The organism is Pandoraea sp. SD6-2, from assembly GCF_000389825.1.
GTDB lineage: Bacteria > Pseudomonadota > Gammaproteobacteria > Burkholderiales > Burkholderiaceae > Pandoraea > Pandoraea communis.
On record NZ_KB944459.1, the window covers coordinates 23,621 to 49,749 of the forward strand.

14 protein-coding genes and 1 pseudogene are annotated in these 26,129 nt (G+C 64.6%); 9 read left to right on the forward strand and 6 right to left on the reverse strand.

Annotated features, from left to right (window positions below):
• Positions 1-54: 54 nt before the first annotated feature.
• The 3 genes from C266_RS25615 to C266_RS25625 all read left to right on the forward strand — a co-directional run bounded on the left by C266_RS25615 (position 55) and on the right by C266_RS25625 (position 3,106).
• Positions 55-1,284: an amidohydrolase family protein gene (locus C266_RS25615; RefSeq protein ID WP_010806625.1), complete on the forward strand. Its 1,230-nt coding sequence runs from the start codon at positions 55-57 to the stop codon at positions 1,282-1,284.
• 292 nt (positions 1,285-1,576) lie between these two features.
• Positions 1,577-2,740 carry a hypothetical protein gene (locus C266_RS25620; protein ID WP_010806626.1) on the forward strand — a complete coding sequence of 388 codons (1,164 nt, stop codon included), beginning with the start codon at positions 1,577-1,579 and terminating at the stop codon, positions 2,738-2,740.
• A gap of 54 nt (positions 2,741-2,794) precedes the next feature.
• Positions 2,795-3,106: a hypothetical protein gene (locus C266_RS25625; RefSeq protein ID WP_010806627.1), complete on the forward strand. Its 312-nt coding sequence runs from the start codon at positions 2,795-2,797 to the stop codon at positions 3,104-3,106.
• 121 nt (positions 3,107-3,227) lie between these two features.
• Here C266_RS25625 and trpS read toward each other — a convergent pair whose 3' ends face one another.
• Both trpS and C266_RS25635 read right to left on the reverse strand, forming a co-directional pair.
• A complete protein-coding gene (gene trpS, locus C266_RS25630; RefSeq protein ID WP_010806628.1) occupies positions 3,228-4,256 on the reverse strand; it encodes a tryptophan--tRNA ligase in 1,029 nt (342 codons plus the stop codon).
• Positions 4,257-4,546: 290 nt separating this feature from the next.
• Positions 4,547-8,164 (reverse strand): indolepyruvate ferredoxin oxidoreductase family protein, encoded by a 3,618-nt coding sequence (locus tag C266_RS25635; RefSeq protein WP_010806629.1) that lies wholly within the window; start codon positions 8,162-8,164, stop codon positions 4,547-4,549.
• A 224-nt stretch (positions 8,165-8,388) separates the two neighbouring features.
• Between C266_RS25635 and C266_RS25640 the strand changes: the two genes are divergently transcribed.
• The 6 genes and pseudogenes from C266_RS25640 to C266_RS25665 all read left to right on the forward strand — a co-directional run.
• Positions 8,389-8,850: an Lrp/AsnC family transcriptional regulator gene (locus tag C266_RS25640; protein WP_010806630.1), complete on the forward strand. Its 462-nt coding sequence runs from the start codon at positions 8,389-8,391 to the stop codon at positions 8,848-8,850.
• A 303-nt stretch (positions 8,851-9,153) separates the two neighbouring features.
• The gene (locus tag C266_RS25645) at positions 9,154-11,568 is read left to right on the forward strand and encodes a TonB-dependent hemoglobin/transferrin/lactoferrin family receptor (RefSeq protein WP_081636421.1); all 2,415 of its coding nucleotides are present in this window, start codon (positions 9,154-9,156) and stop codon (positions 11,566-11,568) included.
• A 108-nt stretch (positions 11,569-11,676) separates the two neighbouring features.
• A complete protein-coding gene (locus tag C266_RS25650; RefSeq protein WP_010806632.1) occupies positions 11,677-12,795 on the forward strand; it encodes a hemin-degrading factor in 1,119 nt (372 codons plus the stop codon).
• 38 nt (positions 12,796-12,833) lie between these two features.
• Positions 12,834-13,721 (forward strand): hemin ABC transporter substrate-binding protein, encoded by an 888-nt coding sequence (locus C266_RS25655; protein WP_371257198.1) that lies wholly within the window; start codon positions 12,834-12,836, stop codon positions 13,719-13,721.
• An 85-nt stretch (positions 13,722-13,806) separates the two neighbouring features.
• Positions 13,807-14,952, forward strand: coding sequence for an iron ABC transporter permease (locus C266_RS25660; RefSeq protein WP_010806634.1), 1,146 nt, complete (start codon positions 13,807-13,809; stop codon positions 14,950-14,952).
• Between the two features lie 91 nt (positions 14,953-15,043).
• Positions 15,044-15,844 (forward strand): annotated as a pseudogene (locus tag C266_RS25665) (heme ABC transporter ATP-binding protein); the annotation flags it as partial.
• Between the two features lie 80 nt (positions 15,845-15,924).
• Here C266_RS25665 and C266_RS25670 read toward each other — a convergent pair.
• From C266_RS25670 to C266_RS25685, 4 genes are all read right to left on the reverse strand, one after another.
• A complete protein-coding gene (locus tag C266_RS25670; protein ID WP_010806636.1) occupies positions 15,925-16,896 on the reverse strand; it encodes a delta(1)-pyrroline-2-carboxylate reductase family protein in 972 nt (323 codons plus the stop codon).
• Between the two features lie 168 nt (positions 16,897-17,064).
• Positions 17,065-19,341: a penicillin-binding protein 1C gene (gene pbpC / locus C266_RS25675; protein WP_051126573.1), complete on the reverse strand. Its 2,277-nt coding sequence runs from the start codon at positions 19,339-19,341 to the stop codon at positions 17,065-17,067.
• Positions 19,325-20,050 (reverse strand): lysoplasmalogenase, encoded by a 726-nt coding sequence (locus C266_RS25680; RefSeq protein ID WP_010806638.1) that lies wholly within the window; start codon positions 20,048-20,050, stop codon positions 19,325-19,327. Before C266_RS25680 ends, pbpC begins: the two co-directional genes overlap by 17 nt.
• Positions 20,051-20,070: 20 nt before the next feature.
• The gene (locus C266_RS25685) at positions 20,071-26,097 is read right to left on the reverse strand and encodes an alpha-2-macroglobulin (protein WP_010806639.1); all 6,027 of its coding nucleotides are present in this window, start codon (positions 26,095-26,097) and stop codon (positions 20,071-20,073) included.
• Positions 26,098-26,129: the final 32 nt, after the last annotated feature.

The following is a 26,129-nucleotide window of genomic DNA, read 5'->3' on the forward strand; positions in this document are numbered from 1 at the left end:
CATCGAGGCGCGCCCTGACCGGCGCGCTTTGTGTCTTTTGCAAGGAACTCCCCCATGTCCGTTACCCTGCTTCGCGGCGGCAATGTGCTCGATGCGGCCGCCGGTTGTCTGCTCGAGCGTCACGACGTTGTTATCGAGGGCGATCGCATCACCGCTGTCAGCGCCACACCGCTCGATATCGATGGCGCCACGGTGATCGACGTCACCGGCAAGACCGTCATGCCCGGCATGATCGACTGCCATGTGCACGTGCTCGCCTCGCATCCCAACCTCGGCACGAACGCCAGCCAGCCGAACGTGCTCACTGTGCTCAAGTCGCTGCCGATCATGCAAGGCATGCTCAATCGCGGCTTTACGACCGTGCGCGACGCCGGCGGTGCCGACTGGGCACTGCAACAAGCCATTGAGCAAGGCGTGATTCCCGGCCCGCGCATTTTCCCGTCGGGCAAGGCGCTCTCGCAGACGGGCGGTCACGGCGACTTCCGGCCGCGCAACGATACGCTCGAGCCGTGTTCGTGCGCGTTTCGCGCCGGGGCGATTGCCCGCGTGGTCGACGGCGTCGATCCGATCCGCCTCGCCGTGCGCGAGGAGATTCAGAAGGGCGCCACGCAGATCAAGCTGATGGCCTCGGGAGGGGTGGCATCGCCGGTCGATCCCATCGCCAATACGCAGTACTCGGAAGATGAAATCCGCGCCGCCGTGGCCGAAGCCGAAGCCGCGCAAACCTATGTGATGGCTCACGCCTACACGCCGCGTGCGATTGCGCGAGCTGTGCGTTGCGGAGTGCGTACCATCGAGCACGGCAATTTGTGCGATGCCGAGACGGCGAAGCTCATGGCCGAGAAAGGCGCCTATGTGGTGCCCACGCTGGTCACGTACGACGCCCTGGCCAAGGACGGTGCATCGCTGGGCCTGCCGCCGGAATCGGTCGCGAAGGTGGAAAGCGTGCAGCGCGCCGGTCGCGAATCGCTGTCGATCTATCGCGACGCGGGCGTGAAGATGGGCTTCGGCTCCGACCTGCTCGGCGATATGCACAAGTACCAGTCGGACGAGTTGACGATTCGTGCCGGCGTGCTGGGCACGGCCGACACGCTGCGCTCGGCCACGGTCGTCAGTGCGGAGATTCTGAATCGCGTGGGCGAACTGGGGGTGATCGCACCGGGCGCACTGGCCGATGTGCTGGTCGTCGATGGGAATCCGCTCGAATCGATTGAGGTACTCACCGGTCAGGGTGAAGGTATTCGCTGGGTCTTCAAGGACGGCAAGGTCGCGAAGCAACCGTAAGCTGCGGTGCTCACTGCCCCGCGTGATCGCGTAATGGGCACTGCATCGCCATATGAGCGCCTCTGCTGGTTTGGATCGGGTAACTCGGCTTAACACTGCTTTACACGGCCTAACACGAATAACGCCGCGATGTCTCGCACATCGCGGCGTTTCCTTTTTTGCCTCGCCGATACCACCGTCGCTCAAGATCACGCGACACCTCGTTTACAACAATCCGTCAAACGAATGAAAAGCGCACGCGGGCGACGCTGCCTAGACTTCGTGAAATGTTGTCGACGGAGGGTCCCCCCAAATGAAGCTCGTTCCGCAAAACTACATATCGCTTGGCTTCGACACCGTGGCCCCGCCATGGCCGACTGCCGATTCCACGACCTCCCCCGAATGGAAGCATGTTGCCGTTCGCCAGCAGATGCCGATCGTCGGCGCGTCATCGCCGCCTGCCGACACCTCTCCCACCATCGAGACCCTGCGCGAGGGCATCCTCGAGAGCTTCGCCACGATCAAGCGCGACTGGAATGCTGCTGCACAAACGGTCGCCCCCGACGCAGTCCGCGGGAAATTATCCAACGAGTACGACGTCATCGTCAGACTGTCCGAAGCCGTCTCCACCCATCAGGCGTCCGACCTCCTCAGCATCGATAAGCTGATCGAGACGTTCGAGAGCGCGGTCGAGAGAATCTGCGATGCCCGCGATATTTCCCTGACGTCGCTCAAGATCAGGAGCGTCGACGCGCAACGCTCGATCTCCGACCCTGAACAATTGATGCCGAAAGCACGGGCCGCATTCGAAGCACTGGGGCACTTGAAAGCGGCGCTCGACACGATGGTGTGCGCGTCGTCCGCGCGACGGCTTCTGGAAGACAAGCGTCAGGGCCTGAACGGCGCCAACATGACGCCAGAGGGGCTCAAACAGGCCAAGGCGGAGTTGCACAAAGCGTTCGAAGTCACGGGCGACCTGCTCAGCAAGACCGAGCCGCTGATTCATCACTATCTGACGCAGGCGCAGACCGCCATTCCGGGAGAGAAACGGCGATGGAAGACGAAAATCGCGATCCTCGTCACGTTTCTCGTCATCACCGTATCGTTGGGTGTGGCGTCGATAGCGGTTCCCGCGCTGTTGCCTGCGCTTGCGGGCCTCGCCCTCGGGCTGAAGATCGCCACGACAGGGGTCGGCATCCTGACCGCACTCAACGGGATCTGCAACGTCTTCGCGTACGCGCGCAATCGCGGCTGGGGTCAGCTATCTAACGAAATCACCGCAGTCAAAAATCTGAACGACGCCATCAATCGGGGAATAGAAGCCAGACATGGGATTCATCAGTCTGGCGCGACCACGCAGATACAAGAGCGTCTCGACAAGATCAATCACGAAATCACGCACGCCACACGCAATCAACGCACATTGAACCGAAAGTTCGAGAATTTCGACCGCGACGACATCAAAACCCAACTTTGACGGCGGGCCAAAGGGGTCGGAGACGGTCTAGTCACCAAGAGGAGGAAATCCATCATGCGTCCTACCAGCAACGCCTTTTTTTCGCCGGCGGCCGATCCGGGGCAAAGCTATCGAGCCGCCGCCGCAGAAGGCCGGATCATCGACACCCTGACCGACATTGAGACCGGACTGTCGGAGCTTCTGAGTATGCAGAACGCAGCGCTCTCGCGCATCGACCATCTCATCGCCCAATCGGGCACGCGCACCGTGACGCGAGCCGCCTCCGCCGACAATGCGCAATCCTCGCAACGTGTCGAAGCGCTAAGGAGCGACATCACGCGCTGCCGGTCGTGCGGCAACCTCGAGACGACCTCCACGCAGCTCTGATACCTCCGCCGAGCGCTGGTTTGCAGTGCCCCGACACAAGCGCCAGCGACCATAAAAAAAAGCAGCCCGGATGGGCTGCTTTCTTCTTTGCCGATAACACCGTCGGGCGAGTCGGCAAGCCTTACTTCTTCCAGCCCGGCGTGACGAACACCGAGCGCACGTCGTCGAGCGTTAGCGCGACCGTTTCGCGTGCGCGTTCGGTGCCCGCACGCAGCATGTCCCACACGAAGTCCGGATTCCTGGCGTATTCCTCACGGCGCTCGCGCATCGGGCGAAGCATTTCCTGCAATCGCTCTTCCAGACGCGCCTTTACCTTCGAGTCGGCCAGACCGCCGCGCACATAGTGATCCTTGAGCGCCTGCAACCCTTCCTTGTCCTCGTCGAAGGCATCGAGATAGGCGAACGCGACGTTACCTTCGAGGTGCCCCGGATCTTCCACCTTCAGATGCAGCGGGTCGGTGTAGCACTTCTTCACCGCAGCGCGGATCTCGTCCGGCGTCGACGAAATATTGATCGCGTTGCCCAGCGACTTGCTCATCTTGGCCTTGCCGTCGATGCCCGGCAAACGTCCGATCGGCGGCACCAGCGCCTTCGTTTCGACGAGGATCTCGCGATCGGCCAGACGGTTCAGACGGCGCACGATTTCGTTCGTCTGCTCGATCATCGGCAACTGATCTTCGCCGACCGGCACGAGCGTGGCGCGAAACGCCGTGATATCCGCCGCCTGACTCACCGGATACGTGAGGAAGCCGGCCGGAATGTCGCGCTCGAAGTTGCGCAGAACGATCTCCTGCTTGACGGTCGGATTGCGCTCCAGGCGCGCCACGGTCACCAGATTCAGATAATAGAACGTGAGTTCGGTCAGCTCGGGCAGCCACGTCTGCACGCAGATGGTCGTCACCGCCGGATCGATGCCGACAGCCAGATAGTCGAGCGCCACTTCCGAGACGTTGCGGTGAACCTTGCCGCGATCGTCCGTATTGTCGGTCAACGCCTGCGCGTCGGCGACCAGAATGAACTGCTTGTACTCGTGCTGATACGCCACGCGGTTTTTCAGACTGCCGACGTAGTGACCCAAATGCAGCGGGCCGGTCGGGCGGTCACCCGTGAGGATCACCTTGCGATCCGCAGGTGCCTTCGAAACACTCATTTTCCTCTCCGTAATCAAGCGCTTATGGCAATTCCCGACGCCTCGCGGGCAGTCGACGGCTTCCCGTCGTCACGCCCTCTGCGGCATCCGGTTCACCCAGTTGCGTCAACCGTAACCCCCGAATGGTAGCGCGTCGGCCCGATGACAGTACAGAAACGCGCTCGGTGCGGGTCGGCACCTTCGGCTACGAAGCATGCGTGCGCCCATGAAAAACGGGGGCCGCAGCCCCCGTTCCGTGCATTTCGAGCATCAACGCCGATCCGAAACCGGCATCCACTCCCCCAAGCGGCTCAGCGTGACGTCACCACCGGAATGCCTGCCAGCGACTTGCCGCGCTTGCGCGCGTGCGCCAGCGCCTGCTCGACGGCGTTACCGGTGGCCGGTGTCACGCCCAGCCGGCCGGCGATCGTGGCTTCGACGCGTTTGGCCATCGCCAGATTCGCGAGCTTCACATGACCGTAGCCGCGAATCTTTGCCGGGGCTTCGGCCAGCGCCACCCCATCGGCCAGCGTATCGACCGACAGACCGGCCAACGCACGTTCGATCGTCGTACGGTAGTCCGCGATCAACTGACGCTCCATGCGGCGCTCCAGCGTGTACCCGAAGACGTCGAGCGCCCCGCCGCGCAACCCGCGCAGCTTCGCCATCCCCCGCAGCACCGGCCACAACCACGGCCCAATGGTCACCTTCTTCGGCGCCGCGCCGTTCTTGCCGCGTGCGATGAGCGGCGGTGCCATATGGAACTCAAGGCGGAAGTCGCGACCCGGCTTGCCTTCGAAGGCCTCGCCCAACGAATCGGCAAACGCCGTGTGCGCATACAGGCGAGCCACTTCGTACTCGTCCTTGTAAGCCATCAGACGCGACAGTTGCTGCGCGACGGCACGCGAGAGGCGTCCCGGAGCGCCGGACACCCGTGTTTCCGCATCGGCCACCCGTTTCACGAAGCTCGCGAATTGCGCCGCATACGCCGCGCTCTGGTACTGCGTGAGCAGATCCACACGGTGTGCGACGAGCGTATCGAACGTCATGTCGTCGGCGACCGGCGCATGCACCGGGGCGTGCGCCGCCTTGGCCGACGTCTGCGTCAATGCCGCCGGATCTCCCGCCGCCAACCGGCCGATTGCCAGCGCCAATTGGTTCATCGGCACCGCCACGTTGTTCAGTTCGATGGCGCGTTGCAGCGCGTGCAGCGATACCGGCACCAGACCTAGTTGCCATGCGAAGCCGAGCATGATGATGTTCGCGCCCATCGTGTCGCCGAGGAAACGCTGGGCGAGCGCTTGCGCGTCGCAGGCATCGAGCTTGGCGTTGCCTGCGGCGTGATGCATCTTCGCGAGCAGCGCGTCGGCGTGAAGATTCGCGTCGGGGTTCTGCACGAATGTCGCGTTCGGAATGGCGTGCGTGTTGACGACCACGCGCGTGCGGTCGCGACGCACGGTTTGCAGCGCATCGGCACTCGCGCCCACCACCATGTCGCAAGCGAGCAGCACGTCGGCCTGCTGCGTGTCGATACGCACCTGATTGAGCGCTTGCGGCGTGTTGGCGAAACGCACGAACGACAGCACGGCGCCGCCCTTCTGCGCGAAGCCCATGAAGTCCAGCACCGAGGCGCTCTTGCCTTCGAGGTGCGCCGCCATCGTGATGAGCGCGCCGATCGTCACCACGCCGGTGCCGCCCACGCCCGTGACCATGATGTCGAACGGCACGTCGCCCGCGAGCGCGGCCGGTTGAGGCAGCGCATTCAGACGTCCTTCAAAAGCCGCCTGATCGAACGCCGCTGCGAGCGCCTTCTTCAACTGCGCGCCCTTGACCGACACGAAGCTCGGGCAGAAACCGTTCACGCAGGAGAAGTCCTTGTTGCACGACGATTGATCGATGCGGCGCTTGCGTCCCAGCGCCGTTTCCACCGGTTCGACCGACAGACAATTCGAAGCCACGCCGCAATCGCCGCAGCCTTCGCAAACCGCCTCGTTGATGAACAGACGGCGATCCGGATTCGGGAACTCATTTTTCTTGCGGCGGCGACGCTTCTCGGCCGCGCATGTCTGATCGTAGATGAGCACAGTCGTGCCGGGAATCTCGCGCAGCTCGCGCTGCACAGCGTCGAGTTCGCTGCGATGGTGGAACGTCGTGCCCTTCGGAAACTGTCCTTCGTGACCGATGTACTTCTCCGGTTCGTCGCTCACCACGACGAGTTTTGCAATGCCCTCGGCTTCGACCTGGCGCGCAATCTGCGGCACCGAAATCGAGCCGTCGACCGGCTGGCCACCCGTCATCGCCACGGCGTCGTTGTAAAGAATCTTGTAGGTGATGTTCGCCTTCGAGGCCACGGCCTGACGAATGGCGAGCAGGCCCGAGTGGAAGTACGTGCCGTCGCCCAGATTCTGGAAAACATGCGGACGTTTGGTGAAGTGCGAATGCGCGGCCCAGTCCACACCTTCGCCCCCCATCTGGATCAGCCCCGTGGTGTCGCGGTCCATCCACGACGCCATAAAGTGACAACCGATACCCGCCTGCGCGATGGAGCCCTCGGGCACCTTCGTCGACGTATTGTGCGGACAACCCGAGCAGAAATACGGCACGCGACGCACACCGTCGGCCGCATTCGACAGAATCTCGTGCGCGACGAGATCGACCACACGCTCACGGCGATCCAGTGCCGGGCGATGCTTCGCCAGCCACTCGGCGAACACCGGCAGCACGCGCGACGGACGCAACTCGCCCAGCGCGGAGAGCAACGCGCGTCCTTCGGCGTCGGTCTTGCCGAGCACGATCGGACGCGTGCCCGTCGTGCGGTTGTAGAGATATTGCTTGATCTGCTGCTCGACGACCGGGCCCTTCTCCTCGATCACGAGGATTTCCTTCAGACCGGCGACGAAGGTGTCCAGACGCGACAGGTCAAGCGGAAACGACAGCCCGACCTTATAGATGCGCACGCCGGCGGCGGCGAGATCGTCGACAGTGATGTCCAGGCGGCGCAGCGTCTCCATCAGGTCGAGATGTGCCTTGCCGCACGTCACGATTCCGATGTCGGCCTCGGGGGCGGGAACGATCCACTTGTCGATGCTGTTCACACGGGAGAACGCACGCACGGCGTCGAGCTTGTCAGCCAGACGCGCTTCGAGTGCGAGGCTCGGTAAATCGGGCCAGCGGTTGTGCAGGCCGCCTGCCGGCGCGACGTAATCGAGCGGCTCAATCCAGTCGGTGCGGATCTTGTCGAGGTCGACGGTGCCGCGCGACTCGACGGTCTCGGAGATCGCCTTGAGGCCCGCCCACGCGCCCGAGAAACGCGACAGCGCATAGCCGTACAGACCGAATTCGACGAGTTCGCCGATGTCGGCCGGGTTGAGCACGGGCATGCTCCACGACATCATCGTGAAGTCGCTCTGATGCGGCATCGACGACGACACGCAGCCGTGATCGTCACCCGCGACCACGAGCACGCCGCCATGACGCGATGCCCCGTAGGCGTTGCCATGCTTGAGCGCGTCGCCGGCACGGTCCACGCCCGGGCCCTTGCCGTACCACATGCCGAACACGCCTTCGACAGTGCGCTCGGGGTCGGCTTCCACACGTTGCGTGCCCATGACGGCAGTGCCGCCCAGTTCCTCGTTGATCGCCGGCAGGAACTTGACGTTGGCCGCATCGAGCAGTTTCTTCGCCTTCCACAACTGCTGATCCACGCCACCGAGCGGCGAGCCGCGATACCCGCTAACGAAGCCGGCCGAGTTCAGGCCACGGGCGGCGTCGAGTTGGTGTTGCATCAGCAAAATGCGCACGAGCGCCTGCGTCCCGGTCAGGAAAATCTGACCGCGGCGGGCCGTGAGCGCGTCGGAGAGCTGGTAATCGGGATGGGCCAGGGGGTTGGCCGTCGGCGTCGCAAGCGCGGCGCGCATGGGGGCATTCATTGGGTATCTCCTGATCCCTGCAGCCAGCACCGGACGGATGTGACCGGGTGTCGGCCGTGCTTTGGGGAGCTTCTGTTCTGTTCGTCTTAACGCACTAGCCGCATAGCGCGGGCACGCGTTGGTATGCAAGCAGTGTATGGGGAGGCAGGAGAAAGATTTTTACTATTTCACTCATTTTGTCGCACAATTAGAAACGTTCATTTCGAAAAAGGCGATTTAAGGAAATGGAATTACTCGACAATTTTGCCCGTCAAATCCTGCGCCTATTGCAGATCGACTCGCGCCGCTCGGCGCAAGAACTGTCTGAAAACGTGGGCCTGTCGGCCACGCCGTGCTGGCGACGCATCAAGGACATGGAGCAAAGCGGGGTGATCCAGCGCTACACGGTGCTGCTCGACCGCGAAAAGCTGGGCCTGCATGTGTGCGCGCTGGCCCATGTGCAACTCACCCGCCACACCGAGGGCGGCACGGAACAGTTCGAGCGCGAAATCCGCACCTGCCCGGAAGTCACCGAGTGCTACAGCACGACGGGCGAGGCCGACTACATCCTCAAAATCGTGGCGCCGGACATCAAGGCCTACGACGCGTTTCTTCACGAGCACATCTTCCGTCTGCCCGCCGTGGCCAACGTGAAGACAAGCGTCGTGCTGCGCGAAATCAAGTTCGATACGAGTCTGCCGATCTGACGCCGCCCTTTCGCCGCTTTCCCATTTGTCGACATCGCACGACATATCCCCTTGACGTGCCGTCACTTCTCCGCTAAAAATGCAAATGATTCTCATTTAAGTTTTTCGTCCCAAGGCCGGGTCTCTGCGGCCGGGTGGTACGAGATTTTCGCCAGCCGCGCCTGCCTGCGTGTTCCTCAGCGTCGATGACGATGCTGCCTACACGCCGATTGCCACGAGCGCTTGCCAGCCAGAAACGGGGTTTTCTTGCACTGGGAGCCAGCAGTGAAGCAGTCGTCGAGCGGCGGGGGCCGCACCTTTGTCATGTCCATGCGCCGGAATTACGGCGCCAACGGTTCGATCCGTGCCATTCGCGGCGGCGGAAATCGAGCCGAAGACTCGCAACGCCAAACTGCGCGCGCGCCTCGCCGGCGTCTGCAACCGCTCGCAGGCGCGGTGCTCGCCGCGTTCTGGTTGCCTGCCGCTTTCGCACAACAAGCCACGTCCGAGGGTGCGACTCAGCCAGCCGGTCCGGCCCAGACGATTCAGCTCGCGCAAGCATCGTCCAACGCGCCGTTGCAACTCGCCGACGCCAATCTGCGAGAAGTGAACGTGACAGCAACGCGCACACCGACCGAAGCGGAACGCACTCCCGCGTCCATCTCGGTCATCACCGATCAGGATCTCGAAGAACAGCAAGCGCAGGACATCAAGGAAGCACTGCGCTACGAGCCAGGTGTCACGGTACGCCGCGCGCCGTATCGTCCCGCATCGGCAGCGGCCGGCGGCGGTCGCGACGGCAATTCGAGCATCAACATCCGGGGTCTCGAAGGTAACCGTGTGGCGCTCTTCGAAGACGGCATCCGCATGCCCTCCTCTTACTCGTTCGGCCCGCTCGAAGCCGGCCGTGGCGACTACATGAGCATGGACCTGCTGCGCCGCATCGAAATCCTGCGCGGCCCGGCATCGTCGCTGTACGGCAGCGACGGCCTGACCGGCGTCGTCAACTTCCTCACCAAAGATCCGCAAGACCTGCTCGACGTATTCGGCAAGTCGACCTACTTCTCGCTGCGTCCGTACTACAACTCGATGGACCGCAGCTTCGGCACCACCGCGCAGGCCGCGTGGGGGGGCGAGCAGTGGCAGGGCATGGTGATCGTCGACGGCAACAAGGGGCACGAACTCGACGGCAAGGGCACCAACAACTCGGCCAGCACGTCACGCACGAGCGCCAACCCGCAGGACGCCAACGGCGACTCCGTACTCGGCAAGCTGGTCTTCAAAGCCACGCCAAGCTCGACATTCAAGCTCACGGGCGAGACCGTGCGCCGCCGTGTGGACTCGAATGTTCTGTCGGCCGTCAATCCGCCGGCGACACTCGGCCTGAACACGAGCGACCGTCTCGAGCGTAATCGCGTGAGCCTCGATTACGACTTCAACGACGCCTCGCAGGCATACGTACAGAACGTCCACGCGCTGCTGTACTTCCAGGATGCGAAGAACAGCCAGTACGCGTACGAGAAGCGCACGGCGGGCGATCGCACGCGCGACAACACATACAAGGAGCGCACCGTCGGCGGCTCGCTGCAAGCGCAGAGCAACTTCGCGACCGGCCCGCTCACGCACAAGCTCGTGTACGGCACCGACGCGAGCCTCGCGTACATCACCAGCTATCGCAACGGTACGCTGCCGGGCGTGGGCGAGTCGTTCCCGAACAAAGCGTTCCCGGACACGGATTACACGCTCTTCGGCGCGTATTTGCAGGACGAGATCCGATACGGTGCGCTCACCGTCACGCCGGGCATTCGCTACGACGCCTATTGGCTCTCGCCGAAGCAGAACGACCCGCTGTACGTTTCGCAAACGTCTTCGGGCGCACGTGTGCAACCGACGTCGTCGAACGATTCCGCGTTCTCGCCGCGTCTGGCGATCATGTACGAGATCGCGCCGTCGCTGATTCCGTATGTGCAATACGCACGCGGCTTCCGCACACCGACCCCGGATCAGGTCAACAATGGCTTCTCGAATCCGATCTTCGGCTACATGTCGATCGCGAATCCGAACCTCAAGCCCGAGACAAGCGACACGTTCGAGCTGGGTTTGCGCGGACGTCTCGCTACCACGCTCGGCCCGGTCACGTACAGCACCGCGGTCTTTGCGGGCAACTATCGCAACTTCATCTCGCAGCGGAGCATCAGCGGCTCGGGCCGTCCGAACGATCCGCTCATCTACCAGTACGTGAACTTCAGCCGCGCGCGCATTCAGGGTTGGGAAGGCCGTGCCACGTGGGCGCTCAAGGGCGGCGTGACGGTGCGCACCGCCATGGCCTACACGCATGGCACGACCGAAGACAACGGTGCCGCCAATCAACCGCTGAACACCGTCAACCCGTTCTCGATGGTGCTCGGCGTGCGTTACGAGCCGAACAGCACGTGGTTCGCACAAGCCGACCTGCTCTTCCAGGCCGCCAAGTCGCAAAGCCAGATCGCGAAGACCTGCACATCGGGCGCGCAGCAGAACCAGAATTGCTGGGCACCGCCGTCGTCGATCGTGCTCGATCTGTCGGGCGGTTATCACATCAACAAAAACGCCACGCTCTATGCGGGCGTCTACAACGTGTTCGACCGCAAGTACTGGAACTGGTCGGACGTGCGCAACATCGCCGATAACTCGACCGTCAAGGACGCGTATTCGGCACCGGGCCGCAGCGTGGCTGTGAGCCTGAAGCTCCAGTACTGATTCCGCAGATCGACCTCAGCACCGCGCCGGCGCGCCCGCACTTCGTTGGTTCGACGCCCGTCGGCGCATGCCAGCCATTGCCAGCCAACCCGCAACAAAGGACTCGCCATGATGAACGCTCAAAACGCTATCCCCGCCGCCCGTCCGGCGTTCCCCGCGCTCGCCGACGTCACCCGTCTGCGCAGCGAATTCCAACGTGTGAAGACCGAACAGAACCTGCGCGATCGCGACGCCGCGGCCGCACTGGGCGTGTCCGAAGGCGAGACGGTCGCCGCTTTCGTCGGTGAGCACGTCGTGCGTCTGCGCCCCGAATTCACCGAGATTATCGAAGCGCTGCCCGCACTGGGCCGCGTGATGGCGCTCACGCGCAACAACGCCGCCGTGCACGAAAAGGACGGTCAGTACGAGAAGCTCTCGCACACGGGCACCATCGGCCTCGGTCTCGGCAAGGACCTCGACCTGCGCATCTTCTATCACCAGTGGGCCTTCGGATACGCCGTCGAGACGCCTGCGGAAAACGGTCCGCGTCGCTCGCTCCAGTTCTTCGATAAGGCCGGCACTGCCGTGCACAAGATGTTCCTGCGCGATCACAGCGATGTAGCCGCGTTCGAGGCCCTTGTCGCGCGCTTTCGCGCCGACGACCAGACGCCCGGCCAGCACGTCGTCGCCGCCGACGCACCGAAGGCCGAAACGCCCGACGCCGATATCGATGTGGCGGCCTTCCAACGCGACTGGCTCGCCATGACCGACACGCACCAGTTCTTCGACTTGCTCAAGCGTCACGGCGTATCGCGCGCACAGGCGCTGCGTCTGGCCCCGGACGGTCATGCGCAGAAGGTGCACACCGCTTCGGTCCAAACACTGCTCGAAGACGCCGCTGGCACCGATCTGCCGATCATGGTGTTCGTCGGCAATGCGGGCATGATCCAGATTCACACCGGCCCCGTGAAGCACATTCGCATGATGGGCCCGTGGGTCAACGTGCTCGATCCGGGCTTCAACCTGCACTTGCGCGAAGACCTTGTCGACACGGCGTGGCTCGTGCGCAAGCCGACGTCGGACGGCATCGTCTCGTCGCTCGAATTGCTCGACGCTTCGGGCATGGTCATCGCCATGTTCTTCGGCGAGCGCAAGCCGGGTCAGGCCGAGCGCGAAGACTGGCGCGAGACGCTGGTGCGCGTGGAGGGTTCCGCAGGTTCGCAAAGCGTAGCGGAGGCATCGAAGTGAACGAGTCAATCGACGCGCGCGGCACCTCGCGGCGCGCACTGCTGACCGGGGGCGCTACGCTCGTCGCCGGTGCGTGGCTGGGCACGCTCTTGTCCGCAACGCGCGCCAGCGCGGCCTCGCCCGCCGCGCCGGGTGACGGTGGACCCAAGCGCGTCGTGGTCGCTGGCGGCGCGCTCACCGAGATCGTCTATGCACTCGGCGCGCAAGACCGCGTGATCGCCAACGATCTGACCAGCCTGTATCCGGAAGCGGCCACCAGGCTGCCCAAGATCGGCTATCTGCGCACGCTGTCGGCCGAGGGCGTGCTCTCGCTGCATCCCGACCTGCTGCTGGCGGGCGCGGAAGCAGGCCCGCCCAACGTGCTGTCGCAAATCGCGGCGGCAGGGGTCCCGGTCAAACGCTTCGCGCACGGCTACACCGCCGAATTGGTGCGCGACAACATTCGTGACATCGCCGCCGCCCTGCGAATGAACGACGCGGGGCTTCGCGTGGCGGGCCGCTTCACATCGGACTGGCTGCGTATTCGTGACCAGATCGAGCAGCGATACGGCATTGCGCGACGCCCGCGCGTGCTGTTCATCCTCGGTCACACGGGCAATCAGGTGATGGTCGCCGGGCAGGACACCGCCGCCGACGCCATGCTCACGTATGCAGGTGCCGAGAACGCGCTGCGCGGCTTCAACGGATACCGGCCGCTCACCGCCGAAGCGGCGGTTGCAGCGCAGCCCGATGTGCTGCTCACGACGACGACCGGGCCATCGTCCGCCGATCCTGCGGCAGCGTTGCTCGCACAGCCGGGGCTGGCGAACACACCCGCCGGACGCGCCAAACGCGTGGTGAGTTTCGACGCGTTGTACCTGCTCGGCTTCGGCCCGCGTCTGCCACAGGCGGTGGCCGATCTCGCGCAGCGCGTGCACGCCACATGAATGTGACCCGGTGCGTCGCTATGCACGGTTTGGCCCTGCACGCCAGGGCCATCCAAAAATCCGCCAATCGCCAGTGAACGAAGACATGTCAGCCGCTCCTCCGATTCCGAAGCCATTGCCGTCCCGCAGCGCTGAGACGACGCCGGCCTCGGCCACCGCCTCTGCTTTGGCGCAAACCAACGCCGCGCGTCGCCGCCCGGCGCAGTGGATCGTCATGGCGGTGCTCGCCGGCTTGCTCGCCGCCGCCGTGCTCGCCGCCCTGTGCGGCGGCGCCTATCGCATTGCGCCGGGCGAAGCCGTCATGGCGTTGTTCCGGAGGGCCACAGGCGACTTCGCGCAGGATCAGGCGCGCAACGTCATGCTGCAGATCCGGCTGCCGCGCATCGTGCTTGGCATGCTCGTCGGTGCGGGATTCGGTGCCGCTGGCGCTGCGCTGCAAGCCCTCTTTCGCAATCCGCTCGCCGACCCCGGCCTAATCGGCGTGGCCAGCGGCGCCGCGCTGGGTGCGGCCGGTGTCATCGTGTTGGGCGGTGTCATGCTGCCCGCCGCGCTCGCCGCGTCGCTCGGCCTGTGGCTGCTGCCTGTGGCAGCGTTCTCCGGCGCGCTCGGTGTCACAGCGCTCGTTTATCGACTGGCAGCGGGACGCGGACGTCTCGCCTTGCCCCTGTTGTTGCTCGCGGGCATCGCCATCAACGCCGTGTCGGGAGCCGTCATCGGTCTGCTCACCTATCTCGCCAACGATACGCAGTTGCGCACACTCACGTTCTGGACCCTCGGCAGTCTCGGCGGCGCGCAATGGTCGATGCTCGCGGTGATCGTGTGGCCGGTCGCGCTGGGCGTCATTGCACTTGCCACGCAGTGCCGTTCGCTGAACGCGCTGTTGTTGGGCGAGGCGGAAGCGCTGCATCTCGGTGTTGCCGTGCAGTCGGTCAAGCGCCGCGTGATGGTGGCGTGCGCGCTTTGTGTCGGTGCGCTTGTGGCGTCGAGCGGCATGATCGGGTTCATCGGCCTGATTGCTCCGCATATCGTGCGTCTGGTGGTCGGTCCCGATCCGCGTGCGGTACTGCCGGCGGCAGCGCTCTTCGGCGCGATCCTGACGCTGCTCGCCGATCTCGTCGCGCGTACGTGGGTGGCGCCGGCCGAGTTGCCGCTGGGTATTCTCACGGCACTGCTCGGCGCCCCATTCTTCCTCATGCTGCTGTGGCGGCGCCGCGCACAGTTCGGGCTGTGATGAAACCGGACCGACGACAAAGGACATCGCGATGCTCAGTGCACACAACCTGACGATTGCTCACACCGATTCGCCCGTGCTCGACGGGTTGTCGCTCGACATCCGTCCCGGCGAACTACTCGTACTGCTCGGCCGGAACGGCGCGGGCAAGAGCACGTTGCTCAAGGCGCTCGCGGGGGAACCGCTGCCACCGCGCGCGCATCTGAGCGGCACCATTACGCTGGGCGGCGCGCCGCTCTCACAGTATTCGACGGCGGCGCTGGCGCGTCTGCGTGCAGTGCTGCCGCAAACGGCTCAGTTGTCGTTTCCGTTCAGCGCACTCGAAATCGTCACGATGGGACGTTTGCCCTTCCCAAGATCGCGCGGACGTGGGGCGGCAAGCAAGATCGCGAAGAGCGACACAGAAATCGCGACGCTCGCGCTGGAGCGCGTTGGCGCACTGCCGTTGCTGCATCGCGACGTGATGACGCTTTCGGGTGGCGAATGGGCGCGCGTGCAGTTCGCGCGTGTGCTGGCGCAGCTTTGGCCGCACGACGACGCGTTGGCACCGTCTGTACCGCGCTATCTGTTGCTTGACGAACCGACAGCGGCACTCGACCTCGCCCATCAGCATCACCTGCTCTCGCTGACGCGTGAACTTGCCGGTACTTGGGGATTTGGCGCGATGGCCATCGTGCACGACGTCAACCTTGCGGCGCGTCATGCCGACCGCATGGCGTTGCTCGCCGACGGACGCATTCTCGCCACCGGCACACCGCGCGAAGTGATGCGCGCCGACCTCATCGAGACAACGCTGGGTCTTCCGGTCCACGTCATCACGCCGCAGATGTCGCCGGGCTATCCGGGGCTCGCCGGTGCTTCGGCAGGCGTACCCTTCGCGCTTCCGGCCTAAATCCGCGACGCGATCGCGCTTCGGCGTGATCCGCGTCTCACCATCTCACCACTGCATCGCCTCACGGCGTAGGCGTGGCCTTACGACACCGGCACACCGTCCTTCGCGAGATTGGCGCGCGCGCACAGCACGGCAGCAAGATCCCACAACGCGTAACCCACGCTCTTGAAAAGCACGGGCCCGCTCGACCGGAAGCGATCGGGAGTGATGATCGCGTCGAGTAGCGGCGCGGCACGGCCCCAGTCAATGGCGGCATGCAGCAGATCGCCGGCTTCGTGCTTGACTTCCCAGGTGTCGACGACGAGCGTGCCGCGCACGGCGGCATCGCGGCACAACTGCGGCGGCAACTCCCGCATGTCGGGGCGGAACGACCCCACACCGGCAACGAAGATGTCATCGCGCCAGCGATGCACGTCGCTATCCGGCAGCACAGGCTCGTTGCTGGTTGTCGCGGCAATCACGATGCTCACGGAATTCAGCACCGGCTCGATGGCGTCGATGACCGTCGCTTCCACGCCGAGGGTGGCGGCGTGATCCGCGAGCGCATGCGCGCGTTCCGGGCTGCGCGAGAAGATCATGAAATGACGCGTGCCCATCCCTGCGGCAAAGGCCTCGAGATGCGCACGAGCCTGCACGCCGGCGCCAACGATCAGCACCGGCCCCTTCGGGCGGGGCGCAAATTTGCGGGCAGCGAACAGCGTCACGGCGGCGGTGCGACGCCCCGTAATGGTCGGTCCATCGAGCAACATGAGACGTTCGCCCGTATGCGGATCGAACACCATCACCTCACCGATGATGGACGGTTTGCCCGCACGGCAATTCTCGGGATGAATGGTGATGTGCTTGGTCATCGCCACATCGCGATTGGTGGCAGGCATCACCAGCAGCACGCCACCTCGGCGGCCGCGTTCCGGTTCGGTCAGGGAAAAATGCAGACGCTCAGGCGCGCGCGCGGTGCCCGAGCGCATCTCCATGAGCATGGCCTCGATACCGTCGGCCAACTGAGGATAAGGCAGCAACTGCGCGGTTTGGCGCGCGTCAAGCGTGATCATCGATATGTCTCCGCTCCGGGGCGTGCGCCGTCGGCGGCAGGACCTGAACTCGTCGCCTTCACATCGCGTCACGCATTGACAGTCTCGTTTCAGTGTAGCGTGCATCGCGTGGACGCGTCTGCCACATCAAAAATTAATCCTGACAAATCCCATCGAGCGCACATGCGCTCAGCGACTCGCATTGCGCATGCGCTTGCCATCGGTCAATGTCGCACCGCGTACCTCGAAACGTATGCTGTCGCGAACGACGCCGGCAGCGTCGACAAGCTCGAGCGTGTGACGCCCGGGCCACGGCAGCCAGCCCGTGCGCGCGCCCCCCGCAAGCGGCTTGCCGTCGAGCCGCCACGCGGCCCCTTTGGGCCAAGCGGCCGCCACCTGAAACCACAGTCGCTGGTTGGCGGGCGGGATGTCGGGGTCCAGTGCCACGATGGTGCCGTCGGCCGGCCCGGCAATTCGCCAGAGCGGCCCGCCGGGCGCTTTGGTCGCGAGTGACGAAAGGGCAATCGTGCTTTGCGAAGTACCGGGAAGAAACCACTCTTCGCGTGTAGGTTCAACGTGCTCCGCGTATTGCACTGCGACATGCTCGAGACCCGGCGGCGGCGCTGGCGGCAGGCTTGCCGTCCGGCGATGCAGATAGTCCATCATGCGATGCCAGATGGGCGCCGCACCCGACACCCCGGAGACGTCCCACATCGGCGCACCATCGGCGTTACCGACCCAAACGCCGACGGTATAGCGCCGCGAGTACCCGACGGCCCAGTTGTCGCGCATGTCCTTGCTGGTGCCGGTCTTCACGGCGGTCCAGTAACGCGTGGAGAGCGGACTATCGAGGCCGAACGTGCGGGTGCGCGCCTGCCGGTCCGCAATCATGTCCGACACGATGAAACTCACCTGCGGGGAAAAGACAGCCGTATGTCCCTCGGACCGGACCGTTCCCCTGGCGTTGTCGCCGCGCGTGCGGGCCGTCTCGGGCATACGTTCCTTCACACCGCTGGCAGCACCGCCGTTGGCCAGTGCACGATAGGCATTCGTCAGCGAAAGCAGCGTAACGTCGGCGCTGCCGAGGGCAAGACTGTAACCGTAGTAGTCGCCGCTCTGCGTGAGCGGCAGGCCGAGCGCGACGAGCGTCTGGGCGAACCGGCGCGGTGTGACCATCACGAGCGTGCGCACGGCAGGCACGTTCAGCGACGAACCCAGCGCAGTGCGTGCGCTCACCCATCCCTTGAAATGCCGGTCGTAGTTCTGCGGAATGTACAGGCCGCCGCCCGTGGGCAGATCGATGGGCGAATCGTCCAGGAGCGACGCCGCCGTCAGGCGCTGCTCGGCAATCGCCTGTGCGTAGAGAAATGGTTTGAGTGTCGAACCGGCCTGCCGTAACGACGTGACACCGTCGACCTGTGCGGCGGAAGACAAGACGCCCGACGATCCCACCCAGGCAAGAATGTCGCCACTTGCGTTGTCGATGACGACAATTGCCCCGTCCTGCACGTTGCGCGAGCGACCCGGCGTGCCCAACTCGCGCAGGGTCTGCTGCAAGGTGGTGACGGCCATGCGCTGGAGGTTCGCATCCAGCGTGCTGGTGATGCGCGTGCCCGCCGGCGGGCGGCTCGCGCTGAAGATGCGACGCGCGAAATGCGGCGCGAGGTTGACGGCGTCGCGCGTCGTCATCACGTTTGCCGGTCTCGAGAACACGAGTTGCGCGTAGCCGTCCAGTCCGTTGCAATCGGTGGCCTGCCCCATGTCGCGCAGGATGCCGCAAGCGCGCTGCGCCACGCGCGAGACGGCCGCATTCGGCGCACGCAGCAACGCAACGGCCAGCGCCGACTCGCGAGCATCAAGGCCGATGGGCAGCTTGCCGAAGAGCGTTTGCGACACAGCCGAGATGCCAACAAGTTCGCCGCGAAACGGCACGAGGTTCAAATACGCCTCGAGAATCTGATCCTTGCGCCAACGCTGCTCCAGCCATACCGCCGTCGCCGCCTGACCGATCTTCTGAGTGACGGATCGATTGCGCGCACTCGGGCGCAGATCGTCGTCGAGCAGCCCCGCCAACTGCATCGTCAGCGTGGACGCGCCGCGCGTGCGCGAGTGCCAGAGGTTACCCCACGCGGCGGCGGCCACGCCTCGCCAGTCGACGCCGCTGTGCTCATAAAAGCGCTTGTCTTCAGAGGCGATCAACGCCTGACGAAAGGCCGGAGATACCTCGGCGAGCGTCACCCAATCGCCGCGTTGCGCCTGCATGTCGGCCCGCAGGCGTTGCAGCGGTTCACCCCGGCGATCCAGCAGAATCCAGTCGGAAGCGCGCCAGTCCTGCCGCACCTCGTCAAACGACGGCACCGCGCTTGCCGGTGCCGACACCTGCAACAACCCAAGCGCCAACCCGACGCTCAATACGACACGACGCGCAACACCCCAACCATGAAGAACGTCAGACACTGGGCGCATGCTCCTCGCCCTCTTGCGCCAGTCGCGGCACGCGCACTGCCATGATGCCGGCGGTCAGCAGCAGTTGCGCAAGCGCGTAGAGAATCCAGATGGCGTACTCCTGCGCCGGAATCGTGCCAACAAAGCGCGTGGCGCCAATAAGCGCATCCGAGATCGTGAAGAGCAGCGCGCCGACGGCGGCCCACTCTCCGCGGACGTCGGCGAGCAGCGCCGCCGACGCCATCATCGCAAGCACAATCACGTAACATGCCACAGGCGCCTTGAGTTCCCCCATGCCGGGCCAGTACATCGCGTACGCGAGCGCCGCCGTCACCCACACCAGCACGATCGCGACGCGATGCCAGCCGGGCACCTGCGTCCAGGGTCGCCGCAAACGCCAGAAGAGCGCGAAATAAGCGAGATGAGCCAGCAGGAAGGCAGCGAGCCCCAGCACGAAGCCCTGTGCCAACGTCGGCAACGCGAGCAGGACATCGCCCGCGCCGGAAAAGAACAAGGCTGCACACAACCACACCCGCTCGCGCGGCATTCGGTGGTGCAAGGCGGCGAACAGGAGCAACGCGCACAACAGCGCCTTCGCGACCGCCTGATCGGCGTACGGTGCCCCACGCAACGACAGCGCATAGGCGGCTCCCGCGACAGCGGCCAGCCACCAGAAGCGGCGTGCGTCGCGGGGCAGCGCCGCCGCCGGTGCAAAGAAGTTCGACGTCATGTCTGCCCGGCTCCCATTCGTCACGGTTTCGCAGGCACCACTTGCACGGGCGCGTTGGGCGTCTCGCCGTACATCGCAGGCTCGTACATTGCTTCGACACGCGTCGGCGGCGTGGCGAACTTGCCCACGTTGTTCAGACGCACCGTGTACTCAATCCGATGCTGGCCCTTTGGCAGGTAGTCGTAATACGCACGATAAGCGTCCTGCGCTCTTTCCTCGAACGCCGGCATCGCGCCTTCACTCTTCTCCCCTTGCGTAGCGATAGCCGAATCTCGTCCCAACCCGCCGCCGAGCACCGTCGCCCCGCCGGGCAGCGGATCGCTCACCACGACCCAGCGCATATCGGCCTGTGCGTCGATATCCAGCCGCACACGCAGCACGGCACCCCGCACGAAGCTGTCACCCGAGCGATCCGCAGCGTCTTGCACCTGAACGCTGCGCGTCACGCGGTAGCCGGCCGCGAACGGCGCTTTGAGCGGAACGGCAGCCAAGCTCTGGATCGTCGCCCATGGCTTACCCGCCCCCGTCTGCTCGAGACGCAACACATCGCGCGCGCTGTCCGTGCCGGCGGCGACGTGGCTCAGCCACGGCAGCGAGACCGTGGGTGGCACGGTGCCCGCCTTGAGCTTGGCCCAGTCGACGGTTTGCACGGCGCCGCTCGTCTGGTTGTCGCGCTGCCACTGAATGGCGGTTTGCCCGGTCGGCGTGTCGCGCTCGAAGCGTGCCGAGAAGCGATCCACCGCCAATCCGCCCCACACGTTGGCCGTTGTCGTCGACCAGGCACCGCGCGATTGCAGCCCCAGCAGCCCGATTACGAGACGGGGCATTTCGTCCTTCCAGGCCGGGTTCGCGTTCATCAGTAACGCCAGACGCGCGGCGTTGGTCTCCGGGCCAACCATCAGCCACCAGAGCCCGTCGCTCGCCTGTGTCGAGAAGCCCACCCGCGTGCCCTGATACGACAGGCGCGCGCGCAGGATCTGCTCGGCCTGTGCCAAACGCTCGGCACGCTGCGGCGCATCGGGCAAGCGTTGCAGGATGGCATACCAATCGATGACCGCCGACGTCGGCCAATCGTTCGGCGCAACGGCAAGCGAACTCAGCATGCGCGCGTTTGCCCGTCCATACCGGGACAGCGCCTCGATCGCGGTGAGCTTGCGCAGTGTCAGATCGTCGCGCGGTGCCCAGAAGCGACGCGTGAGGCGTCCTTCCACGAACGCCGTCAGGCCGTCCTCCATGCGAGCCAGCGCGTCGTCCGGCAGAACGTACGCCGGGTCGAGCGCCTTCGCTTCGCTGCTCACGGCCAGCAGATAAGCGGTAAGCGTATCGCTGCCCTGATTGGCGAAGCCCTCCTGCGGCGGGAAGTAGCTCGCCAGCCCGTCCTCATCGAGATACGACGGCAGCATGCCCATCACCCGCTTCCACTGGGCGACGTCACGTAAGCCGAGCGCCTTCGACGCCTGCTGCTCCAGACAGGCATACGGATACAGCTCGAACCAGCGCTTCACGCCGGGCAATCCCTGCGACAGACGCGGCTGCATGCTGATGCGCACGCCGCCGCGCAGCTTGCCGGTGCTGTCCGCCACAGCGCCCGACGGCGGCGCCATCGGTAACGTCAGACTGCCTTCGACCTGCGTGAGCACCGACTGCTGAACGCTCGCAGGCAACGATGGCTGAATGTCCTGCCCGACCTTGATCGTGTCGCTCGCCGCAGGAGCCCCACCTGCCGCCGGAGCCTGAGCACTCACCTCCCACAGCAATCGTTGTGCACGCGTGTCGGCCAGCCCGGCAGGCGCCGTGACTTCCCAAGCCACTTCACGCGACTCGCCGGCCGGCACATCAACGCGTTGCGGTGCCAGCGTCAGTTGGGTCGCCCGTGCGCTCAACTGCACCTGCATGGGGTGCTGCGTCGTATTGCGCACGGTGAACTGGGCACGATAGTTGTCACCTTCGCGCACCAGCGGCGGCAATCCCGAGATCAGTTGCAGATCCTGCGTGGTGCGAATGGTCGCCGTCCCCGTGCCGAACCAGCCAAGCGCCTGCGCACCGGGCTTGCCATCGTCGGCAACGGCCACGATGCGGAAGCTGGACAACGAGTCGTTGAGCGGTACGTCCACGCTCGCCTCGCCCTTGTCGTCGAGCACTACACGCGGCTGCCAGAGCAATAGCGTGTCGAACAGCTCGCGCGTCGGACTCTTGCCCCCGCCCCCGCCTGCCGGTACCGCCTTGCGGCCGTAATGCCGGCGTCCGATGATCTCCATCTGCGCGGTGGCGGTCGTCACGCTATAGCTGCGCCGTTGCCACATGGCGTCGAGCAAACGCCAACTCGTGTTCGGCGCCAGTTCGAGCAGTGCTTCGTCAACCGCAGCAACGGCAACCTCCGATCCCGCCGCCACCGGCTTGCCGTCCGGCTGCGTGACCTTGATGCGCACCTTGGCGTGACCTCGCACCGGATAGGCCGCCGCATCGGGCTTCACCTCCACGCCGAGACGTTGTCCCGCCGTGCCCACGCGCAACTCGGTCAGCCCGAAGCGATAAGCCGGCTTGCCCAGATCCACCAGCCCCGTCGGCGCCTGATACTCCCGGCCTTCGTACCAGAAGGCACGGAACCACTCTATTGGCTGCTTCCAACCCCATTGGAAGAATGAGTACCAGGGCACCTCATGGATGCGACCGCGCACCGCCAACACCGACACATAGACGTTCGGGCCCCAGGACGGATCGACCTTGAGGGAGATGTTCGGGTCCTTGCCCGAGATCTCCATCGTGCGCGTCTCCATCACCCCTTCGCGCTCGATCGCCACAAGCGCCGTCGCAGAGCGGAATGGCATGCGCACCTGCAGTTTGGCCGTCTCGCCCGGCTCATAGGCGCGGCGCTCAGGCAGCACGTCCATGCGGTCGGTGTTGTCGCCACCGAACCAGACCTCGCCGCGTCCCGTCACCCATACACTCGTCGTCGAGGTGCTTAAATTACCCTTGTCGTCCTTGGCCTGTGCAACGAGCGTGATCTCGCCCGGCTGAGAGAGAGATACGTCGCACGACAGCAAACCGCGCTCGTCCGTCTTCCCGCTGCACACGGTTCCGAGATCCTTGACCTCGATGCGGTTGTCGTAGGCGTAGAAGCCCCCCACCATTCGCTTGCGGCTGCTGGTGGTAATTCGCGCCTCGGCACGCACATCCATCGCAACCCCGGCCTTCGGCTTGCCTTGCAGATCGAGCGCGAGTGCCTTCACCGGCAGCTTGTTCGTCACGGATACCCAACTCTCGCTGCGCACGCCGGTGATCAGATTCGCGGGCCAAAGCGTGGCGTTACCGCGAAGCGTCTGAATCTCGCCGTTCGGGTCTGCAAAACTCGCTTCAAGCACCAGATCGCTCGGACGATCGACCTTCGGCAGATCCTTGAGCGTCAGACTGCCAGCACCGTTTCGATCCAGCACCAGCCGTTGTTTGTCGGCCACCAGCTTCTGATCGCTCGACCCCGAACTCTCGTCGTTGCCCTGGTCGTCATCGTCGGCCCCCGACTGAGCCGACGGCGGACGATAGGGCATGAAGCTGAAATCGTCGTATCCGTCGAACGTCAGGTCACGCACGCGCAACAGCGCGGAGACGCGCACGGGCAAATTACCGGCGGGTCCCCCCGCGACGTAATTCACCTGTACGTTGACCGGCGCTTCCGTCTTGTTGACGAGTGGAGCCTTCCCCGCGTCGCGCACGCCAATCGAGCCCGCGAGCACCGGCAGACGGAAGGCCTCCACGCGGAAGTGTCCTGCGTCGAGCGACGAGGGATACGACTTCGGGCGCGAATCGGTATCCGTATAGTCGAGCGTTACCGCATACTCCCCGAGTTTCGCGCCTTGCGGAATCTGGAAGGTGTTCTCGGCCAACCGCCCGTTGCGCCACTTGATAGGCTGTGTGTAGGTTTGTCCTGAGCCTTGGTGCGTGATCGTCAGTTGAGACGGCAGACTCGCCGGCAATGCCAGCCCCTGCATGGTTTCCTGGCGGATGAAGTGCTTCATCGACACCGTTTCGCCGACACGGAACAGCATGCGGTCGAAGACCGTCTGTGCGCGCACGGTCGGACTGCTGCCACCATCGGTCGGCACATGGAAGCGCCACGGCTCGATGCCGCGATCCCAGTCGGACGATACAAACGCCATGTCGGGATCGTTCCCTTGCGTGCGCGCGACGACAAAGTACCCCGAGCGCATGGTCTTCTCGCAATACCGGTATCGCTCGAGCGATTTGTCGATCTTCGCTACCCCCGTCTTGTCCGTGACAGCGCTGGCGACTTCCGTACCATCGCAATCGAGCACCCGCACCTTCGCGTTGGCGACCGGCTGGCCTTTGTCAAGCGTCGTCACCCATGCAACGGCGTTCTCGCGGCCCATCTTGAAATGCACACCGAGATTCGTGACAAGCACGGTGGTACGCACGTACATCGGCAACGACTTGCCGAGCAGCGCCGCCCCGAGCGACGGCGAAGCCAACTCCACGACATAGAAGCCGGGCTTCTGGAACGGAATGCCCACCACCTCGAACGGGCGTAGGTCCTTCTCCTTGGGCACGGGCAAGGTCAACGCCTGAACCCCCTGCAATCCCGACAGCAACGACAGGCTACGCGTGTCGTAACGCGTGACCTTGTCCTCGACGATCACCGCCGCGTTCGGGCCGAAAGCGTCTTTCGCCGCCGGGGCAGTCAGAATCGACGGCATCTCCTGCGCAATCTGCTTGCGCGTCATCGTCGTCTCATCGAAGCGACGCACGCGCGACATCCAGTTCATGACTTCGGCATCGTCGTCCACGCGCAACTGCAGGGTGCGGCCGCCCTCATTCGCTTTGGCGGCCTCTCCGGCAACACCGAGCCCATTGATCTGCAGCACGGGCTCGACCTTGCGCAGCGTGACCGGCAACATCGGCGGCATGCCGGGCTCGGCAAAACGCTCTACGATCCCGAACGGTGCGGCAGCGAACTTGGCGAGCGGCGGCATCGTCGCGGTTTTCGTTTTCAGCGGAAATTCGCCGGCGTTATCGAGCACGCGACCACTGTCGTCCGTAAATCCCTTCGGGAGCGTGACGGTCAGTTCGGCTTTCTCAGGGAAAGGCGCATCGAACGTCACCTCGTTCACGCTCGAAGAGCGATCCGAATCAGTGAACTTCGGTGAGCGCTCCGCGCCCGCGCCTTGCAGGCGGATTTTGGCCGCCATATCGCGAGCGACCGGCGAGTTGAACGTCAGACGCAGCGGGCGCAACGGCGTGCACGGTGCGTTCGCGTTCTCACGCTCACAACTGAAGCTGGCGGTAAACGGCTCGCGCACGTCGTATTCGAAGCGTCGAGCCTGCTTGGTCGGCACCCCCGACGGCGTGCTGATGCCCGCCCCCCAAACCAGATGCATCTTCGAACCTGCCGCGAGCGTGCGGTTGCATTGCAGCATGACCACGCGCGCAGCCTGCTTATCGAGATTGAAGCGTTTGATCAGCGCGCTTCGCGTATCGCCCTCGATCCACTTCACGCCGATGCGCTCGCCAACGCCCTCGGTTTCGCACCAGGCGTTCTGGCGCACGCTGGCAGGGGTTGCCGCACCGTTAAGCGTGAGGATGAATATCTGGTTTTCGTCGATGGCGCCGTACGACGGACGGATGGACGTGACGGCCGGGCCGCCGGTGTTGAATGCATAGCGCGTGGTGCCCGATAGCGCGGCACCTGAGACGGCGGACAAGCCGCTGCGCATCTCGACCGAACACTTCGCGCCAGGCGGGAGCGGTTGTCGGAAGTCGTAAACCCAGATCTTCGGTTCGAGCCAATGGCCCTCGCCGGTGAGCGAGGTATCGGAGCACCTCACGGTGGCCGGTGCCTGAGCGCGCGGATCACCCGCCGGCACGATGGCTTCGTCGAATTTGACGACCACCTGGTCTACGCTGGCGACCTCGCCCTGCGGACTCACGCTCGCGACACGCGCCGCCTGAGCCGGCGACGTCACGAACATTCCAAGACACAGTGCCGCCCACGCCATCGGCGCGGTCAGCCAGACGCGTTGCGTTCGACGATGCATGCCGGACTCCTCCCGAATTCTTGTCAGGCGAT

What these genes read in the sequence shown, in the direction of transcription:
- C266_RS25615 (WP_010806625.1), top strand. Translation starts at nt 55, where the DNA reads ATGTCCGTTACCCTGCTTCGCGGCGGCAATGTGCTCGATGCGGCCGCC.
- C266_RS25620 (WP_010806626.1), top strand. Translation starts at nt 1,577, where the DNA reads ATGAAGCTCGTTCCGCAAAACTACATATCGCTTGGCTTCGACACCGTG.
- C266_RS25625 (WP_010806627.1), top strand. Translation starts at nt 2,795, where the DNA reads ATGCGTCCTACCAGCAACGCCTTTTTTTCGCCGGCGGCCGATCCGGGG.
- trpS (WP_010806628.1), bottom strand. Translation starts at nt 4,256, where the DNA reads ATGAGTGTTTCGAAGGCACCTGCGGATCGCAAGGTGATCCTCACGGGT.
- C266_RS25635 (WP_010806629.1), bottom strand. Translation starts at nt 8,164, where the DNA reads ATGAATGCCCCCATGCGCGCCGCGCTTGCGACGCCGACGGCCAACCCC.
- C266_RS25640 (WP_010806630.1), top strand. Translation starts at nt 8,389, where the DNA reads ATGGAATTACTCGACAATTTTGCCCGTCAAATCCTGCGCCTATTGCAG.
- C266_RS25645 (WP_081636421.1), top strand. Translation starts at nt 9,154, where the DNA reads ATGTCCATGCGCCGGAATTACGGCGCCAACGGTTCGATCCGTGCCATT.
- C266_RS25650 (WP_010806632.1), top strand. Translation starts at nt 11,677, where the DNA reads ATGATGAACGCTCAAAACGCTATCCCCGCCGCCCGTCCGGCGTTCCCC.
- C266_RS25660 (WP_010806634.1), top strand. Translation starts at nt 13,807, where the DNA reads ATGTCAGCCGCTCCTCCGATTCCGAAGCCATTGCCGTCCCGCAGCGCT.
- C266_RS25670 (WP_010806636.1), bottom strand. Translation starts at nt 16,896, where the DNA reads ATGATCACGCTTGACGCGCGCCAAACCGCGCAGTTGCTGCCTTATCCT.
- pbpC (WP_051126573.1), bottom strand. Translation starts at nt 19,341, where the DNA reads ATGCGCCCAGTGTCTGACGTTCTTCATGGTTGGGGTGTTGCGCGTCGT.
- C266_RS25680 (WP_010806638.1), bottom strand. Translation starts at nt 20,050, where the DNA reads ATGACGTCGAACTTCTTTGCACCGGCGGCGGCGCTGCCCCGCGACGCA.
- C266_RS25685 (WP_010806639.1), bottom strand. Translation starts at nt 26,097, where the DNA reads ATGCATCGTCGAACGCAACGCGTCTGGCTGACCGCGCCGATGGCGTGG.